Raw genomic sequence first — 17,922 nt, 5'->3', positions numbered from 1 at the left:
TCCCGGCATATGCAGGAAATGCTTATCAAATGAAAAACAGAATATTCGGACTGTTGGTGCTGACCGGGATTTTAAGCACCTGCACGCTCCACTCAGCCTATGCACAACGCGGCCACTACGGCGGCCGAATTAACGTAGCTCCCCGCTACTCCGCGCCAAGAGTATACAGCTCAGGCCCCCGCTACATCCGCACCGTTCCTGGTCCCGGCCCGAGAGTAGTGGTTCACGGCGGCGTTACCATCAGCCGTGGTTACCCCGGTTATTACTACTACCGCGGCTACCGCCCTTACTACCGGTACTATTACCCACCCGTTGGATTCTATGTGAACACATTGCCTTACGGCTATTTTTCACTGGGTGCAGGCTTTGGTCCGGTTTATTACTACGGCGGTACCTACTACTCCCAGTCTGATAACCAGCAGGGTTATAAAGTAGTGGACGCGCCAACCGGCGCTATGGTGCCCAACCTCCCCGATGGAGCCCGGGAAGTAACAGTAGACGGGAATGTTTATTACGACGTAAACGGTACCTATTACCAGGAAGTGATGACGGATAACGGCAGAAGATATAAAGTGGTAGGGAAAAGCGACACCGCACCTAATAACAACTACCCTGACGATCAGGATGCACAGCAGCAGGATGAACTCCTGGCTGAGCTCCCGGAAGGCTCCAGAAGCGTGAAAATCAATGACCAGGAATACTGGTTATCTCCTGACGGGATGTACTACCAATACGTTGAAAGTAATGGTACCAGCGGATACAAAGTGGTTGGTAAAACCGATGCCGGAGAATAAAATACTTTGTAAACGAAAAGCGGCTGTATCCATCAGGATACAGCCGCTTTTTTATGCATTTACCAACTACTGCTTGCGCCACCGCCCCCGGAAGAGCCGCCCCCCCAGGATGATCCGGAAGAAGACGAAGAGGAACTGGACGAAGAGGAAGAGGAAGATTCTGATATCTTAGGAATCGTAAACCGATAGTCTTTGGAAAAACCGCAGGCCGCACATAAATAAGTTTTAATACCCCAGCCGGCCGCCTTTGTAGTAGCCCGTTTCTGAGTCCTGGTAGTTTTACACTGGAAAGTTTTATGCTCACAGGAAGGGCATTCCGATACGGCCGCATGGAAATCCGTGTAGTCCAGTACCAGCTGATAATCATCTTTATCGCAGCGCCATACATCGTAATCCACTGAACTGAGCTTTTCCTCTATCACCTGGGCCTTTTCCAGGTAAGGGTCCTCGGTTTTTTCATCGAGGCGGTGCAGCGCCTGATGGCAATGCGGACAGTCATAAGGGGTATCGCGGAGCTTTTGCTGCTCGTGCCGATACCAGCGCAGATATAATAACAGAAAAGGTAACGGGAATATATACCCTGAAAATTCCAGCTGACTATGTGCCGCCGAGAGCCGCTGCCAGCGGGTATGCCGATCCGCACCCCGCAAAGCTGTTTCAGCACGCAGGCGCACGATCAGTACTGCCAGGTGCATAAATACCACCCAGGTAGCATAGTACACCAGCAATACCTTAAAGAATCCCAGCCGCACGTTATAATGGGCATCCATAAACCACAGCAGCCACCAGGCAGTAATGTGTATGAGCAGCAATCCAATCCACCCCGGCCGCAGGAAATCGTTACTCATTTCCTTAATACTTACCGGAATATTATCCACATCCGGATCCGGATGCTTTTTCTTCTTTTTCCTCCTGCCACCAAAGCAGGCATGCATCAGCACCGGGGATAAAAATAACATCAGTACCAGGCCAATATAAAACCCTGCCCCTGGTGAGCGGTCTATAAAATCGCTTCCCTGCTCTACCGGCGCTTCGGCATACTCCTGCATCTCATCGGCAGCACCGGCAAATGCCTGTGGGCTGGCCACCACCATATCGTCTTCCGCGGCAACAAGAGAGCTGTCGGTAACAGGCGCCATATACGCTTCATCACTGGTTTCATCATAGGCATAGTTACCGGTGCGCAGCTGCGCCGCTACCGACTTTACACCATTAATAAACGCTTCATCGTAGTTATCTTCCTTAATGTGAGGGATCATATATTCCTGCTGGATGCGGTAGCACAGGATATCCGGCAGGTCACCTTCCAGCCCCTTGCCGGTTTCAAATACCAGCTTACGGGCATCCCGAACAAGAAATATCAACAGGCCATTATTGGTTTCTTTGCTGCCAATTCCCCAGGTATTAAATAGTTTATGTGCAAAATCCGTAGGGTCTTCAACCCCGATATCCTCCTGCAGCACCACTGCCACCTGGGCGGTACCCTCCTTGTCAAGATCGGTGAGCATACTATTGATGGTAGCGGTAGCTGATGCTGACAACATATGCGCGGGGTCGCTCACATAGCCGCCATCGGTTTGTTTCGGGTCAGGGATATCCTGGGGAGTAATTCGCTGCTTTTTTTCCTGGCAGGAAAAAAGGGTTACCAGGAAGACCAGCAGTAATGACTTCAGTCTCATTGCTGTTACTTTTGTGGCACGAAGATAATATTACATGGCAGAAATTGACATCTCCCCATAAAACAGTTGATATACCGGAAAATTAATCCGCCCGGGCAGCGTTATAAGAGTAACCTTTCGGCAATTAAGCCGTTATTTATCCGGCAATCATAAAATATAACTAATTTAGTAAACGTACTATTATTCAAACAGCGTCTATGAAAAGGTTACTCGCACTGTTCACCCTTGTATTTCCTCTTGCCTTGCAGGCGCAAAGCAAGCTGGCACAGAATATTATTGACGATTTCTCTAACCGGGCCGCCTATCATTACACGCTCAAAAACGATTCTATCACGGGCTATATCGCGGAACAACTGAACCGCAGCGGCTCCGGCGGGATAGATGTGGACGCCACCATGTTCAAACTCGCGGAGGACCAGGGCGCATTTGATGCATCCCTGAAGTACCTGTATCAGTATAGCGACTGCAACCGCCAACGGTTTATCGAAAACCTGAAAAACCTGGGCCTGAAAAACAACAGCATTTTCCCGATTGCCACCTATACGGCCAATAAATATAAAGACCAGTCCAAAGATTTATTGGAAGATAAAAAGGATTTCCTGGTAACCTATACGGGCCCTAACACGGGTAAGGTTCCGCCACCGGCTACCGTAGCAACGGTGCAGCATAACGCTGACGGTACTACGACTACCGTCGAAGCGGCCGAAGGAACCGCTGAGGCCATCCAGGGCGGTGTAGCAGATAGCTCCGCTGCAGCTCCGGTAGCGGATACACGCGACTGGGAAGTAAAACCTATTTTCAAGACCCGCAATGCCGAGCAGCTGCTTACCATGTATGGTAAGGAAAATGTGATTCTCCGCGATGGCAGCGATATTTCAGGCAACGCTACCGGCAAAAACGCTTTTGTAGTATACCCTGACACCGATAATGAACTGCAAATAGAAATGGACGGCGACGAGGGTAACACCCTGCTCTTTAGCCTCGAGCATACAAAATGGAAAACACCTTTCGGCATTAAACCCGGCGATCCGTTAGAAAAACTCGTTAAAATAAACGGGCGTCCGTTTAAATTTAATGGCTTTGAATGGACCGACAGTGGCCTGGTGAGCAGCTGGGAAGGCGGACAACTGAATGGCAAAGGGGTGGAAGTGGTGCTGCGCGCCAACAATACCGGCGATCCTAAGTTGTATGACCAGGTAACCGGCGATAAAACAATCCGTTCTGATAACGCTGCCCTGAAAAAGCTCAACATCGTTATTCAGTCGATTACTTTTAAGTCAAACTAACTCAACACTTGCATCGCTCAATCCGGATTTTTATATTGTAGTATGAAAAACTACTTTAAATCCGGATTGGGCTTTTTTATTTTATTCATCTGCATTTCCGCGTATACATCCGCACAGTCTGTGAAGAAGCCATCTTTAAATCATATAGCCATCTACGTTGTAGATCTGGAAAAAAGCACCACTTTTTACCGCGACATTATCGGACTCGAAACCATGGACGAACCGTTTAAAGACGGCCACCATTCCTGGTTTAAGGTAGGTCCTCACGCTCAGGTACATATCATTTCAGGTGCCCAGGCACCCACTACCCATAACAAAAACACGCATATCTGCTTCTCCGTACCGGTGATGAGCGATTTCCTCGCCAACCTCCGCAGGCAGCATGTTGCGTATGAAGACTGGGCCGGCAAACCAGACGCTGTTACCAACCGTGTAGACGGTGTAAAACAGGTATGGCTTCAGGATCCTGACGGTTACTGGATAGAAATAAATGACGATCAGTTTTAATGGGTTATTCATTGTCAGCCTTTTGCGGGATTTTTACTATATTCAGTAATAAGTTTTCATCCTGATCATCGTGTTATGACATTACTACTGAATGTTCCAGCGGCTGATAAAAACCAGGCCGAGAATGCAGGTGCCGTTTACCATGAAGAAACCGGTAAATGGGTACTGCCCGATGCGGCCTATGGCCGGCTACGCGAAGTGCAGCCATGGCTTGCCCCGGAAGGCTATATCGTATTGTCAGATAAGGTGTTGATCGCGGAGAGTCGCGCTGTATGCAGCCACTGTGGCCATACTAACCAGGTGATTGCCATTGGCAGCGACTTCTTTTTCGAGCGTGACATCAACGAAAGGGATGAAGAAGTGTGGGTGGAGCAGGATTTTTTCGCGTTATTTCATTGCCTCACCTATATTTCTGATAACCTGTTGGGGCTTTTGAGAGATAGTTATCCACACTACAGACCGGCGCCTCCGGAGGATGGGAAGGCGTACTGGTATAATCACTGCTCCCAGTGCCAGCATCCGATGGACGATCACCGTTTAATGGATACTCCCGGGAACACCTTTCACCCCCGCAACGCCGAAGAAGCCGCCACTATTGCCCTTCGGACGTTCCAATCCAAATACGCCCCACTACTCGATGCGGATTATGAAATCTCCCTACACCAAAAACTAATTGCCGAATTTGCTGCCCGAATCTGATAGAATGCATTTCAAAATTCTTTCTACCTTAGTAGAGTTAATTTTCGATTGATGTCCGACGCAGGTCAACCAAACAGTGAAACAACGTGGATGCAGCGCCTCCGGGATAACGATACCACTGCATTTACTGAAATCTACGAAACATATCGGGATAAGCTGCTGGCGGTAGCCTATAACAGGCTATGCGACCTGCAGGCCGCCGAGGATGTGGTGCAGGATGTATTTGCCAGCCTGTGGCACCAGCGGCACAACAGCCAGATCGAAAATGCCGGCGCCTACCTGGCCACCGCTGTGAAATATAAAGTACTGGACCGCTTTCGCCGGGAGCAACTGCTACGCCAGTACCAGCAGGTATACCAGGCGGATATTGTGGTTAATCCTGCCACCCCCGAATCAGCCCTTCAGTACAAACATATTATGCAGTTATACCAGGAAGAAGTAAACCGTCTTCCTGAAAAATGCCAGCTGATCTTCCGATATAGCCGCGAGCAGGGCATGCCCGTGAAGGAAATCGCAGCGGCCCTTAACATCTCCCATAAAACTGTTGAAAACCAGCTCACAAAGGCTTTGCGGCACCTGAAGGGAAATATCAAAAATTACTTTTCCATCTTTTTTTAATTTTTTTTAACCACGCGTAGGGGATCGGCTTTACTTGTTCGACTTCTCTATGTAATTGCCCGTTATGAAAGAAAACCAGGATCTATTCATCGCTATAGAAAAATACCTGCGGGGGGAAGCCTCTGCGGAAGAATCTGCGTTGGTAAATCAGTGGTATAACTCCTTCAACGATGAGGAAGTTACAATTACAACACCACCGGAATACAGTAAGGAAGAAATATACAGTAAGATGCAATCGCAGCTGGCGGCCGTAGTGACGCCTGCAACCCCGGTTGTATCCATGGGTAAAGTGTGGATGAAACGTGCCGCTGTTGCGGCCAGTGTATTAGTACTCGTGAGTGCCGGTATACTGATAGCTTCCCGTGTAAAATTAAAGATGAGTGCCGATGTTACCGTAACATCAGCAACAAAGGCACCAGTGATGCCGGGCAGCAACAAAGCTGTGCTCATACTGGACGATGGCAGCAGCATGTCGCTGGGCGACAGCTCCACCAGCCAGCTCACCGGCGCTTCGGTGCAGGGGGAGTCGCTGGTATACGACCAATCTGGTACTACCACAGGAGGCGCTGTGAAGTACAATACCCTACAAACACCCGCCGGTGGCCAGTTTGCTGTAGTATTGCCCGATGGTAGCAGGGCATGGCTGAATGCAGCCAGCTCCCTCCGCTATCCTACTGCGTTTACCGGTAATAACAGGACCGTGATACTTAACGGTGAAGCCTATTTTGAAATCGCAGCTGATAAGAATAAACCCTTTGTTGTAGAAATAGCCCAGATGAAAGTGCAGGTACTGGGTACCTCTTTCAATGTGATGGCCTATAATGAAGAGGATGCAATTAAAACCACCCTGATCACCGGCGCAGTAAATGTAAGCAGCGCCAATGCCACTAAACACCTGCTTCCCGGCCAACAGGCAGCGTTCAACAAGCAGGAGCAATTTACCATCGGCAATGCGGATGTAAGCGCCGCCATTGCATGGAAGGAAGGAAAGTTTGAATTCAGCGGAGAAGATATTACGGTAGTATTAAGACAGATAGCCAGGTGGTATGACCTCCAGCTTGAACTGAAGGATGGCATGCCCGAAGGCCACCTCAGTGCCACATTCCCACGCAGCACCAGCCTGGAAAATGTAATAAAAATGCTGGAGCTGAGCGGCATCCACTGTGAAATTGCCAACAGAAAACTGATAGTTAGAAAAAGCTAAATAACGCTATTCCAAAATGTTGAAAATTAAAAATTGATAAGTATAAGAGCAATGGACAAGTAATATCTATAACAAACACTATGGAGTTATGGCATTCCATGGACCATAACTATTCTATCCGGTAACAATTTCTTTTTCACCAAACATCTGTGATGTATGAGTTCAACTCAGTACAATGGGACCTCGTATGCCTTAAAGTCCCGTTACGCCGGCACCTTTCGGGTGCTGAAACTAACTGTCGCCCTGCTGATAATTCTCAGTATGCAGGTTACAGCCCTTGGCTATGCACAAACGCTGACCCTGCATTCCCGCAATGCCAGCTTAGTGGAAATTTTCAGAAGTATTACCAAACAAACCGGCTACAGCTTTATGTACCGCGATGAAATGCTTACCCGTGCACAGCGTGTAACCATTTCTGTGAATAATGTGGAACTAAAAGCTGCGCTGGACATATGTTTCCAGGGACAGCCACTCTCCTACTCCATTGTGGATAAAGTGATTGTGGTAGATGCCCGTAAAGAAAAGCCACGACTGGATTTAGTGGCCGATCAAAATGGCGAATTACGCGGACAGATTGTAAATGATAAGGGGGAAACCTTGCCCGGCGCGTCTGTAGTATTAAAAGGCACTACCAAACGTGCCATGACAGATGAGAAGGGAGCGTTTATACTCCGCGATGTAAATACCAGCGAAGGTGTGCTGGTAGTAGATTACATCGGTTTTGAAAAGCAGGAGGTAGCCCTCCAGGGCCGATCATCCATCACTATAACCCTGAAACCGAAAAGTGCAGACCTCACAGACGTGGTGGTAGTTGGATACGCTACGCAGAAGCGTGTAAACCTGACCGGAGCAGTAGCTACTGTTACCAGCAAAAGTCTGGAAAACCGCCCTGTTACAAACGTATCCAGCGCATTAGCCGGTTTGAGTCCGGGATTGCAGGTGCGCCAAAGTTCCGGTAAGCCTGGCTCCGATGGCGCTACCATTCGCGTGCGTGGCGTAGGAACGCTTAACAACAGCGATCCGCTCGTGGTAATTGATGGTATCATTGGTACCATGGATGCGGTGAACCCGAATGATATCGAAAGCATGTCGGTATTGAAAGATGCGGCCTCCTCCTCTATTTATGGTACGCTCGCTGCCAATGGCGTAATCCTTATCACCACCAAAAAGGGTAACCGCAATCGCACTTCCGTGACCTACAGCGGCAACCTTTCTACCGTGCGGCCAAGTAATCTCCCTAAATTTGTAAATGATTACGTGCGGTACATGAACCTGTATAACGAGAGCGCGCGTAACCTCGGACAGGCAGAACTCTTCAAGCAAACCACCATTGAAACCTGGACCAATGCCAACCAGCATCCCGGCGATACCAATGCCTTCGGCATTCCTAACTCCGTGGTATATGCCAATACCGACTGGTCCGATGCGGTGTTTAACAATAACATCCTGCAACAGCATAACGTATCCGTTTCCGGTGGCAGCGAAAAATCTACTTACCTGTTTTCCGGGTCTTACCAAAACAACCCAGGTACGATGGATAATACAGGGTCAAAGAGATACCAGTTGCGCTTAAACCTGGATACCCGTATTAATAAATTCATCAACGTAGGCACGCAGACGTTTGCTTCACAGGAATCGTTAGGCCTCGGTAACACCGACAACGCTTTCAACTACCTGCGCCAGACTACACCAGGTGTACCTACACAATGGCAGGGCAAATTTGGCTTTCCTTCTGCCCTGGAAGAATCGCAGACTGCCAACAACATCCTGCTGTACCTCAATAACGTGGCTGGCTCCAACGTCATAAACAGGTTTAACTCCACCGTTTATGCTACCATCTCTATCCTGAAAGGACTTACCTTCGAAACCCGTTTCAATTACCAGACACGTTACCAGGATAAACAGTTCCACGATGTACCTTTTGCTAAATGGGACTTTACCACCAATGTGGCCCGCACTCCCGCGGCTACGCCTGATCAGCTGAATACCACCACTGATCACATGAAAGAATATACCACCACGTTTGATAATGTTCTCCGCTATAACACACAGCTCAAAGGGGGGCATGAAATTGGCGCACTGGCCGGTTATAATCAAAACTATTATTACTATAACAGAGACGCAGCTACAAGAAAAGGTCTGATATCTGAGTCTATTACAAACATTAACGTTGCCGGCAATACGAACAATATTTTTGAAGGAGCAGAATATGACAATGCCCTCCGTTCCTGGTTTGGCCGCGTCAACTACGCTTATAGAAATAAATATTTGTTAGAAGCTAACCTTCGCTATGACGGCTCTTCCCGTTTCGCACCGGCTTCCCGCTGGGGCTACTACCCTTCTTTCTCAGCAGGATGGCGCCTTACAGAAGAAGGCATTTTCAAGGATCTGCTGCGCAATGTGCAACAGCTGAAACTCCGCGGCTCCTGGGGTAAGCTGGGTAATAACGGCGGTGGCGACCGTTCCAAAGGCAATTACGACTGGCAAACACTTTACAACCAGGTATATTATTCCTTTAATAACACCGCTGCTAACGGCCTTGCAGTTACCAAATTCGGTAACCCCTTCCTGCTGTGGGAAGCAACTGCAATCGCTGATGTAGGTGTAGACGCTACCTTCCTGAACAATGCACTGAATGTAACAGTGGACTATTACAGCAAAACTACTTCCGGCATTATCACTACCCCGCCTATTCCGCTGACGGTAGGTAACGCCGACGCACCTACGGTAAATACTGCTACCGTTTCCAATAAAGGCATTGAGCTAATCGCTTCTTATAACCGTAAGTTGGGAGAGGTTGATGTAACGGTGGGCGGCAATTTCGCGTATAACAAAAACGTCATTACGTCATACCGCGGCGCACTGAAAGAAGGGTGGGTAACAGATGCCAGCGGTAATAAAACATGGTCGTCCAACATTGGTGCCGTAGCATCTGCCAATGGTAATAATTACCGGGTAGAAGGCAAACAGATTGATGAATACTACCTGTTTCCGGTATACCAGGGCAATGGCAGCCACTTTAATGCAGATGGAAGTGTGAATATCAATGGTGGCCCACGCGATGGTATGATCCGCACCACTCAGGATATGGACTGGCTGAAAGCCATGATGGCAAAAGGTTACACCTTCCTGCCGGCACAGGGTATTGATAAAGGTAAAATCTATTACGGCGACCTGATTTATGCAGATACTAACGGCGACGGCATCTACGGTAACAACTTTGATAAAACATTTACCGGTACCAGTGGTACGCCTAAGATCAACTATGGCTTTAACTTCGCCGCCTCCTGGAAAGGAATTTACCTGACGATGGTTTGGGCCGGCAGCACCGGTTTCCAGTATTACTATAACGACCGTGGTTACCTGAGCTCTGTTACCTCTGCCGGTAATGCGATTGGATTGGAAGTTGCCGATGATCACTATTATTATAATGACGCCAATCCAAATGATCCGGCCAATAACATCAACGCCAAATATCCCCGCTTAAAACTCAATACAGATCCGCAAAACAGCATTGCCAACTACTTCTACCTCTACAATGCTTCCTACCTGAAACTGAAAAACCTGCAGATAGGCTACCAGATTCCGGAAAGCATTACTAAAAGAGCGACTATTAGTCGTGCAGTCGTATACGTGAGTGGCGAAAACCTGCTGACCATCACCAAATATCCGGGCCTGGACCCTGAGATTGGCGCCAGCGTAGGCTATCCAACGATGAAGCAGTTTGCAGTGGGTCTTAATGTTACATTCTAGTAAAAAGTAAGCGTATGAAAAAGTTCAAAGTTCTATTATATACTGCGGGATTATTATCCCTGGCCAGCTGTAAGCAAGACCTGCTGGACACCTTGTCGTACACCCAGCAGAGCGACGAAACCATGTGGACCACCGATAACCTTACCGACCAGGGCATGGCAGGCGTATATGCCGCGTTGCGCCTGGGCATCGACCAAAGCAGTGCTTCCGGCAACGAGCTGTATCAGTTTGACCGTTACGGTGTTGGCGGCATGGTGCGTGATGCTGATGGATTACAGGTGGGTACCATTACCCCCAGCAGCAGCATGTTTAGCAACAACTGGAAATATTTTTATGATGGCATCCAGCGTGCAAATGGCGCTATTGTGAATATTCCGCTGAAGTCACCTTCGGCCGATGATAAGAAAGCCCGGTATGTAGCGGAAGCCAAATTCCTGCGGGCTTACTTTTACCTGCGACTCAATCAGCTGTGGCACGGCGTTCCCGTGTACCTGAAACCCTTTACAGCAGATGAAGCCACGAAAGGCCGGGAAACGGAAGACAGTGTGTGGAGAGTGGTAATCAATGACCTGAGCGACTGCATCAACGAGCCTAACCTGCCGGCCAAATATGGCAAAGGCAATGCTAACTACGGGCATATTACCAAAGGCGCGGCCTATGCGCTTCGTGGGAAAGCCTATCTCTACACCAAAAATTACCCGGCCGCTGCTGCTGACTTTGCGAAGGTTGAAGCCGCAGGATACACCCTGTTTAATGGTGATTACAAAGCGTTATTCAAAGAAGCCAATGAGCAGTCGGACGAAATGATTTTTTCCCTGCAAAACATTGCGGTGAGTAACTTCGGTTCTACTACGCAGTTTTTCTGTGGCAACCGTAGTTCTTTCGGTTCCTGCTGGAATACTTACCTGGTTTCCCCAGTGGTGGTGGACCTGTATGAAAATGCCGATGGCAGCCGCTTCGACTGGAATAAAATCATACCTGGTTACAGCAGTAAGGCTGTGAAGCAAAGGGAAGTATACTTCTTCCGGGATGGGCTTACTACTGCGGAAATCAATGCAGCAACTGCACGTGGGCTGGATATGAGTGTTTACCTACCCGTGGGCAATGAAGCGCGTATTAAAGCAGCTTATGCGAATCGTGATCCACGTTTAGCCGCTAACGTTATCACGCCATATGCGGATTACCTGGGTGTAAACGGAAGTGCTAATCAGTCGTATGTTTCCAGGTGGCCATTCCGCTCTAATACCACACCGGTATGGGACGTGGCTACTGATACCAAAGCTTATTTCTACTACCTGCACCGCAAATTTGTGTACGAAGGGGCAACCGAAACCATCAACAGGGCTTATGGCCCTACCGACTTCCCCGTGATCCGTTATGCAGATGTGCTGCTGATGTGGGCAGAGGCCATTAACGAGCAGGGCTTTAATCAACAGGCGCTGGACCTGGTGAATAAAGTGCGTGCGCGGGTTAACATGCCGGCATTACAAAATACGGATGCGGGCAAACCTACGTATGTAGCGGATCAGGCATCAATGCGCGAGCGTATCCGCAACGAGCGCCGCGTAGAGTTTGTAAATGAAGGTATCAACTACTTTGATGAACTGCGCTGGAAAACCTGGAAGGAGAAAACCTTTGGGGCCGGTGCCGGTATACAGCAGGTATGGGGTGCCAATGTGGTGAATTACTCCTGGAAAGGGGATTATATTTATGCATGGCCCATCCCGCAGGCGGAGATTGAAAGAAATCAAAACCTGAAGCAGAATGACGGTTGGATAAATTAATAATACAATACTGAAAAAGGGCGTCTATTTTAGAAAATAGACGCCCTTTTTCTATTTCCGCACCTCAAACACCGTCAGCAAACCCTTATGATCCGTTGGCCATATGCTTGAAGGTTCTATAAACACATCTTTTCCTGTTTCCCTCGCGCGCTGATTCCGGATAATAGATCCTGCAGGACCTACCACATTACTTTTGAGGACTTTCAGTTTTTTATCAGGATAATAGTAGATGAAGTCAATGCGCTCCCTTTCATCAGCATCAGGCGCCCAGGCTAGCTTACTAACGGGAACGGCTGTATTATCCGCCGGGAAGGTGAAGCCCGGATGGGTCACCGGGTTGGGGTATAATTCCCGGAAGCTATCCTTAAAACCTTGCTGGTACAGCATAGTGGAGCTGGTCCAGTTGGCGGTAACCCCATGATGATCGAAGAGGTTACTGGTGGCCGCCGTCCAGTCGAGGTGGCTTGCTTCATTAAAATCGCCGCCCAGGAAAATCAACCTGCCGGCCTGCTTATCCGCGGCTGCCGCCTTAAGGAATGCCGCGATAGCCTCATCTCTACTGGAAGCCAGATTAGATGTCATAATGGTATCCATGTTAGTGACAGGAGCAGGAAGCTTTTTCCAGGTAACCCCGTCGTAGCCACGGGGCAGGTATACTGCATAGTTCAGGTAATCCAGGTGAGCGGAGTACACGGCAATTTCGCGGCCTGCCACTTTCGTAATCAGCTTATAAATCTCCCCCTGGCCCTCAAACACCGTGCTGCTATCGGTGATGGGAGTACGACTCATTACACCCGCGCCGTTGCTGAAGAAAGAATAATATTGCTTTCCTTTGACTGCAAGAGCAGCTACAATACGATCGCAAAAGCGGGTGTTGTTATAATTACGGACTTCACTGAGTGTAACGATATCAGGCTGCAAGCGGTCGATTTCCGCCACGATGGCATCATAGCCACCGGGTACAATGGTACCTTCCTGCCAGATGTTAAGCTGTAATACGGATAGCTGCTTCTTTTGAGCAGTGGCTGTAAGCGCTAAAAGGAGCAAAGCCAGAGAGGTAAAGAGTTTCATTGTTCACTGTTCATTTATCCTTAAAAGTAAGGTAATAAACGGATTTGCATTCCAGTTTGTGACTACTATTACTATCCCATCTTCCTCCAAATCCTGTCCTTATAATCCACCGGAATAAAACGCTTTACCGTACTCGAAAATCGCATATTCTCCTTGGTCCCCAGCACTAAAAAACCCAGCTTCTCCAGGCTGTCGTCAAATAACTGCAATACCTTTTCCTGTAGTGGGCGCTCAAAATAAATCAGCACATTCCGGCAAAGGATCAGGTTAAACTCATTAAAGGAGCGGTCGGATACAAGATTATGCGTGGAAGCCACCATCCTCGCTTTCAGCTTCTCATCGAACTTAGCCCAATTGTATTTGGCGGTATAATACCGGGAGAAATCATGTACGCCACCAGAGGCGATATAGTTTTCAGAATATTGCTTCATCTGGCTAAGCGGGAACACTCCCCGCTTAATATTCTCCACTACAGCAGGGTTCAGGTCAGTGGCGTATAACAGCGATTTATGCAGCAAATCAGCCTCCTCCAGCAGGATGGCCATGGAATACACCTCTTCGCCACTGGAGCAGCCGGCATGCCAAATCCGAATAAACGGATGGGTAGCCAGCACGGGCAGCACCTGCTCCCGGATGTTGCGCCATACCGAAGGATCACGAAACATCTCTGTTACGTTGACAGTTAACTCCTCCACCATGCGTTGCAGATAGCTGGTGTCGAGGCGCAGGCGGTACAGCAGCGACTGAAAATTGGCAAAGCGGTCAATCACCATCAGTCTGCTCACCCGCCGCCGCATAGAGTTGCGGGCGTAGCTGGTAAAGTCATATCCATGTTCCTGGAGCAGTTCTCTCAGCAACAAATCCAGTTCTAACTCACTAATCATATTGGCACTAGCTCCAGGTATATTCATTGTTTCAAGATACAATTATTCGTATAACCATACACGTAATAGTGAAATGAGCTGATCTACATCCACCGGTTTGGTGATATAGTCGGATGCTCCTGCGTTGATACATTTTTCGCGGTCGCCGGTCATGGCTTTTGCGGTCACGGCAATGATGGGTAAATTCTTATATCCCGGCTTTTCCCGGATGCGACGGGTGGATTCATAACCATCCATTTCAGGCATCATCATATCCATGAGGATGAGGTCTACCTGGGGATTGTCTTCCAGCTGCCGCAGTGCCTCCTTCCCGTCGATGGCCGAAACGATTTTCATACCATAGGCTTCCAGAGATTTTGTCAGGGAGAAGATATTGCGTACGTCATCATCGGCGATCAGTACAGTTTTGCCTTTCAGCACTTCTGTAAGCTCTCCGAGACGGCGGTTCTTCACGAGGGAGCTCTCCTTTTTCTTCTCTTCCACCAGGTGGAGGAACAGCGATACTTCATCGAGGATACGCTGGTAGGAATGTGCTGTTTTAAGCACGATGCTGTCCGCATATTGCTTAATCCGGAACTCCTCCACGTGTGATAAATTTTTACCGGTAAAAATAATAATAGGCACGTTTTCAAAGCCAGGAGCCTTTTTCACTTCTTCCAGCACATCGTAGGAGCCTTGGGCAGGGATGCCCATGTCCAGGATCACACAATCCACTTCGCTGCGGTTGAGTGCCTGCAAGCCCTCGCCTACCGTATCCTTGATTTCCGTTGCAATGTCGAAGCTTTCGAGGAAGTAGGCCAGTCCGCGTGCATGCTTCAGGTTTTCTTCCACGATCAATACTTTCTTAGGTTCGTTGCGCAGGGCCTGTTCAATCTTATGGAATACTTCACCGAGGCGGTCCATGGCTACCGGCTTGTTGATAAAGTCCACCGCACCGCGGGAAATGCTGCGGATCTTCACCTCATGTGACGACATCACATGCACCGGTATTGCGCGGGTAGCAACATTGGATTTTAACTCTTCCATCACTTCCCAGCCGCTTTTCACGGGTAGCTCAATATCCAGCAGAATGCCTGCTGGCAGGAATTGCTGTGCCAATGTAACACCTTCATCTCCCCTGACAGCTACTATACATTTATAACCATTTTGACGGGTATAGGCGAGTAATGCGTTGGCAAAATTGGTGTCATCTTCAATCACTAATATCACCTTGTCGTCTGGCTGGATGTTATCCCTGTCGTCCGGCACCGGCTGCGGGATATGCGAAGCAATATACTTCGGTTCCATAGCGGCGCTCACCTGCGACTCCCTGGCCGTCAGTATCTCCGTGGCGGCTTCCGGAATAGAGAAGATATCGGTATGTGGCTGTTCACCGGCTACTTTATGCGCAGGTACGGTGAGGGTAAAAGTACTACCCTGACCTTCCTGGCTTTCCAGGGATATTTCGCCACCCAGCAGTTTTGCCAGTTCCCGGCTGATAGACAGTCCCAGGCCTGTACCACCGTACTTCCTGCGGGTAGAGCCATCCGCTTGCTGGAAGGCCTCGAAAATGGTCCGTTGCTTATCCTGTGCGATGCCAATACCGGTATCTTTTACAGAGAAGGAAATAACATCTCCCGATTTAGAAATTTCCAGTACCACCTCACCCCTGGCGGTGAATTTAAGCGCGTTGGAAATCAGGTTGCGCAGTATTTGCTGTAAGCGCAGCTGGTCCGTTTCAATCATGTTTGGCAGGTCCTCACCAAGGACTATACGGAAATTAATGTGCTTGTCTTTTGCCAGCGGATTAAAGAGCGCCCGCATTTCACTGGCTATATCATCCAGGGCTACAAAGTTGTATTCCAGCTGCATTTTGCCGGATTCAATCTTGGAGAGATCCAGAATTTCGTCGATCAGGGTAAGCAAACCGTTACCGGAGGACTGTATCACATCGGCATATTCCACCTGCTCATTGGAGAGGTTGCCCGGATGATTTTCTGAGAGCAGTCGCGATAATAACAGGATGGAATTTAACGGCGTGCGCAGCTCGTGCGACATATTCGCCAGGAACTCAGATTTATAACGGGTGCTTTGCGCCAGTGCTTCCGCCTTGGACTGAATTTCCAGGTTACGTTCCAGGATCAGTTCATTGCGCTCTTCCAGCAAGCGACTGCGCTCTTCCAGCTCCTGGTTGGCCTGTTGCAGTTCTTCCTGCTGCACACGCAGCTCTTCTTCGGAGGCCTGGAGTTTTTGCGATTGTGCTTCCAGCTCTTCATTGATATTTTCCAGCTCACTGTGCTGTACCTGCAATTCTTCGGACTGGGCCTGTGTTTCAGCCAGGAGGTCCTGCAGGCGCTGGTGATCCAGGGCGCCATTAACGGCAATGCCTACATTAAAAGCGGCGGCTTTCAGGAAGTCCATCCCTGCTTTCGTATAGCCGTATAGGGAAGCCAGTTCTATTACGCCTACCATTTTCCTTTCGAAATAGATAGGGATGGCTACCACGCTTTTTGGGCGTAAGCTGCCGGCGCTGTAATCCACCAGCATTTCGGCATCGGCAATATTGGAAAGCACTACTTCCCTGCCAGCCATGGCGGCTTGTCCGGCGAGGCCTTCACCCAGGCGGAGTTCCTGACGGGAGCGGTTTTTATTCAGCCCTACGGAGGAAGTGAGTACTAAGGTATGCTCATCGCGCAGGAGGTAAATAGCGCCCACCTGCGACTGTGAATATGATGTTACGTAATCCAGTGCCTGGAAAGAGAGGTTATCCAGGTTACGTTCTCCGATCAGTTTTTCATTGAGGGCAGCGATGCCGGCCTGTAACCATTCGTTTTGCGAAAGGTTTTCAAAGGACTTATCCAGCGATTCGGCCATGCGGTTGAGCGAGTTAGAAATGGCGCCCAGTGTATCTTTCCCCAAATCATCTACCCGGATTTTATAATTACCTGCTGAAATTTTATCAGCAATACCCTGAATCAGGTTAAGGCGTTTAGAAATATCGGCATCCTTATCTTCCAGCTCTTTCTGTAATTCAGCACGGCGGTCAAAGTCACTATTGACCCGCAGGAATGACACTACTGTCACCAGTATGGAAAGGATACCGGCAATGATCAGTAAAATCGTCGTATAGCCGGCGAATTTAGCTACGCTGCCGCTGCGCTGGTGCAACAGTACCTGCTCGCGGTCCTGCATTACCTGTACTATTCTGCGGGATTCGTCCATCTGAACCTTCCCCAGCTCCAGGTCTTCCACACTGGGATTGATACCTTTACGTTTATCGTCGATCAGCTTTTGCAGCTGCACCAGGCGCTTATTTGAAATTTCCCGGAGCTGTTCTACAGATCGCTGCTGTAGCGGGTTATCGATGGTTAGGCTCTTTACTTCATCCATCAGGCGATTGGATTTTGCGGAAGCATTGAGGTAAGGTTCCAGAAAATCATCGTTGCCACTGAGCAAATAACCACGTTGGCCGGTTTCTCCATCTTTCAATACAGAAAGTACATTTTCCAGCTTGGTAATGATGGTGTTGGTATGATTCAGCATCCGCTGACTTTCCATCAGGTTCTGAATACTGATAAAAGAAGCCACAGAACTCACCACCAGTAAAAACAGGGAGGTGCCGTAGCTGATAATCAAATTCTTTTTAAACGATGCCTTCATCCGT

The 17,922-nt window shown here is 48.9% G+C and carries 12 protein-coding genes; 8 read left to right on the top strand and 4 right to left on the bottom strand.

The annotated features are described in order from the left end of the window. The first annotated feature begins 29 nt into the window (after positions 1-29). Positions 30-794, top strand: coding sequence for a DUF6515 family protein (locus BUB18_RS15745; RefSeq protein WP_143159965.1), 765 nt, complete (start codon positions 30-32; stop codon positions 792-794). A gap of 59 nt (positions 795-853) precedes the next feature. On the opposite strand, the gene BUB18_RS15740 is transcribed toward BUB18_RS15745, so the two are convergent. Then, positions 854-2,473 carry a TPM domain-containing protein gene (locus BUB18_RS15740; RefSeq protein WP_073082884.1) on the bottom strand — a complete coding sequence of 540 codons (1,620 nt, stop codon included), beginning with the start codon at positions 2,471-2,473 and terminating at the stop codon, positions 854-856. Positions 2,474-2,670: 197 nt separating this feature from the next. On the opposite strand from BUB18_RS15740, the gene BUB18_RS15735 reads away from it, so the two are divergent. The 7 genes from BUB18_RS15735 to BUB18_RS15705 all read left to right on the top strand — a co-directional run bounded on the left by BUB18_RS15735 (position 2,671) and on the right by BUB18_RS15705 (position 12,324). Further along, positions 2,671-3,759 carry a hypothetical protein gene (locus BUB18_RS15735; RefSeq protein WP_073082882.1) on the top strand — a complete coding sequence of 363 codons (1,089 nt, stop codon included), beginning with the start codon at positions 2,671-2,673 and terminating at the stop codon, positions 3,757-3,759. Positions 3,760-3,801: 42 nt separating this feature from the next. After that, positions 3,802-4,266, top strand: coding sequence for a VOC family protein (locus tag BUB18_RS15730; RefSeq protein ID WP_073082879.1), 465 nt, complete (start codon positions 3,802-3,804; stop codon positions 4,264-4,266). 75 nt (positions 4,267-4,341) lie between these two features. Then, positions 4,342-4,965 carry a hypothetical protein gene (locus tag BUB18_RS15725; RefSeq protein ID WP_073082877.1) on the top strand — a complete coding sequence of 208 codons (624 nt, stop codon included), beginning with the start codon at positions 4,342-4,344 and terminating at the stop codon, positions 4,963-4,965. A gap of 51 nt (positions 4,966-5,016) precedes the next feature. Further along, a complete protein-coding gene (locus BUB18_RS15720) occupies positions 5,017-5,583 on the top strand; it encodes an RNA polymerase sigma factor (protein ID WP_083550099.1) in 567 nt (188 codons plus the stop codon). A 64-nt stretch (positions 5,584-5,647) separates the two neighbouring features. Next, on the top strand, positions 5,648-6,787 hold the full coding sequence (locus BUB18_RS15715) for a FecR family protein (protein ID WP_073082874.1): 1,140 nt from the start codon (positions 5,648-5,650) through the stop codon (positions 6,785-6,787). A 156-nt stretch (positions 6,788-6,943) separates the two neighbouring features. Further along, positions 6,944-10,540: a TonB-dependent receptor gene (locus tag BUB18_RS15710; protein WP_083550096.1), complete on the top strand. Its 3,597-nt coding sequence runs from the start codon at positions 6,944-6,946 to the stop codon at positions 10,538-10,540. 14 nt (positions 10,541-10,554) lie between these two features. Further along, positions 10,555-12,324: a RagB/SusD family nutrient uptake outer membrane protein gene (locus tag BUB18_RS15705; RefSeq protein ID WP_073082869.1), complete on the top strand. Its 1,770-nt coding sequence runs from the start codon at positions 10,555-10,557 to the stop codon at positions 12,322-12,324. Positions 12,325-12,375: 51 nt separating this feature from the next. Here BUB18_RS15705 and BUB18_RS15700 read toward each other — a convergent pair whose 3' ends face one another. From BUB18_RS15700 to BUB18_RS15690, 3 genes are all read right to left on the bottom strand, one after another. Next, the gene (locus BUB18_RS15700; protein ID WP_073082867.1) at positions 12,376-13,395 is read right to left on the bottom strand and encodes an endonuclease/exonuclease/phosphatase family protein; all 1,020 of its coding nucleotides are present in this window, start codon (positions 13,393-13,395) and stop codon (positions 12,376-12,378) included. Between the two features lie 71 nt (positions 13,396-13,466). Further along, positions 13,467-14,306, bottom strand: coding sequence for a CheR family methyltransferase (locus BUB18_RS15695; protein WP_245805682.1), 840 nt, complete (start codon positions 14,304-14,306; stop codon positions 13,467-13,469). Between the two features lie 15 nt (positions 14,307-14,321). Then, a complete protein-coding gene (locus BUB18_RS15690) occupies positions 14,322-17,918 on the bottom strand; it encodes a response regulator (RefSeq protein WP_073082865.1) in 3,597 nt (1,198 codons plus the stop codon). Positions 17,919-17,922: the final 4 nt, after the last annotated feature.

Origin of the sequence: Chitinophaga jiangningensis, from assembly GCF_900142605.1 — a bacterium.
In the GTDB taxonomy this organism is placed as follows: Bacteria; Bacteroidota; Bacteroidia; order Chitinophagales; family Chitinophagaceae; genus Chitinophaga; species Chitinophaga jiangningensis.
This window is presented reverse-complemented; position numbering and strand designations above follow the sequence as displayed.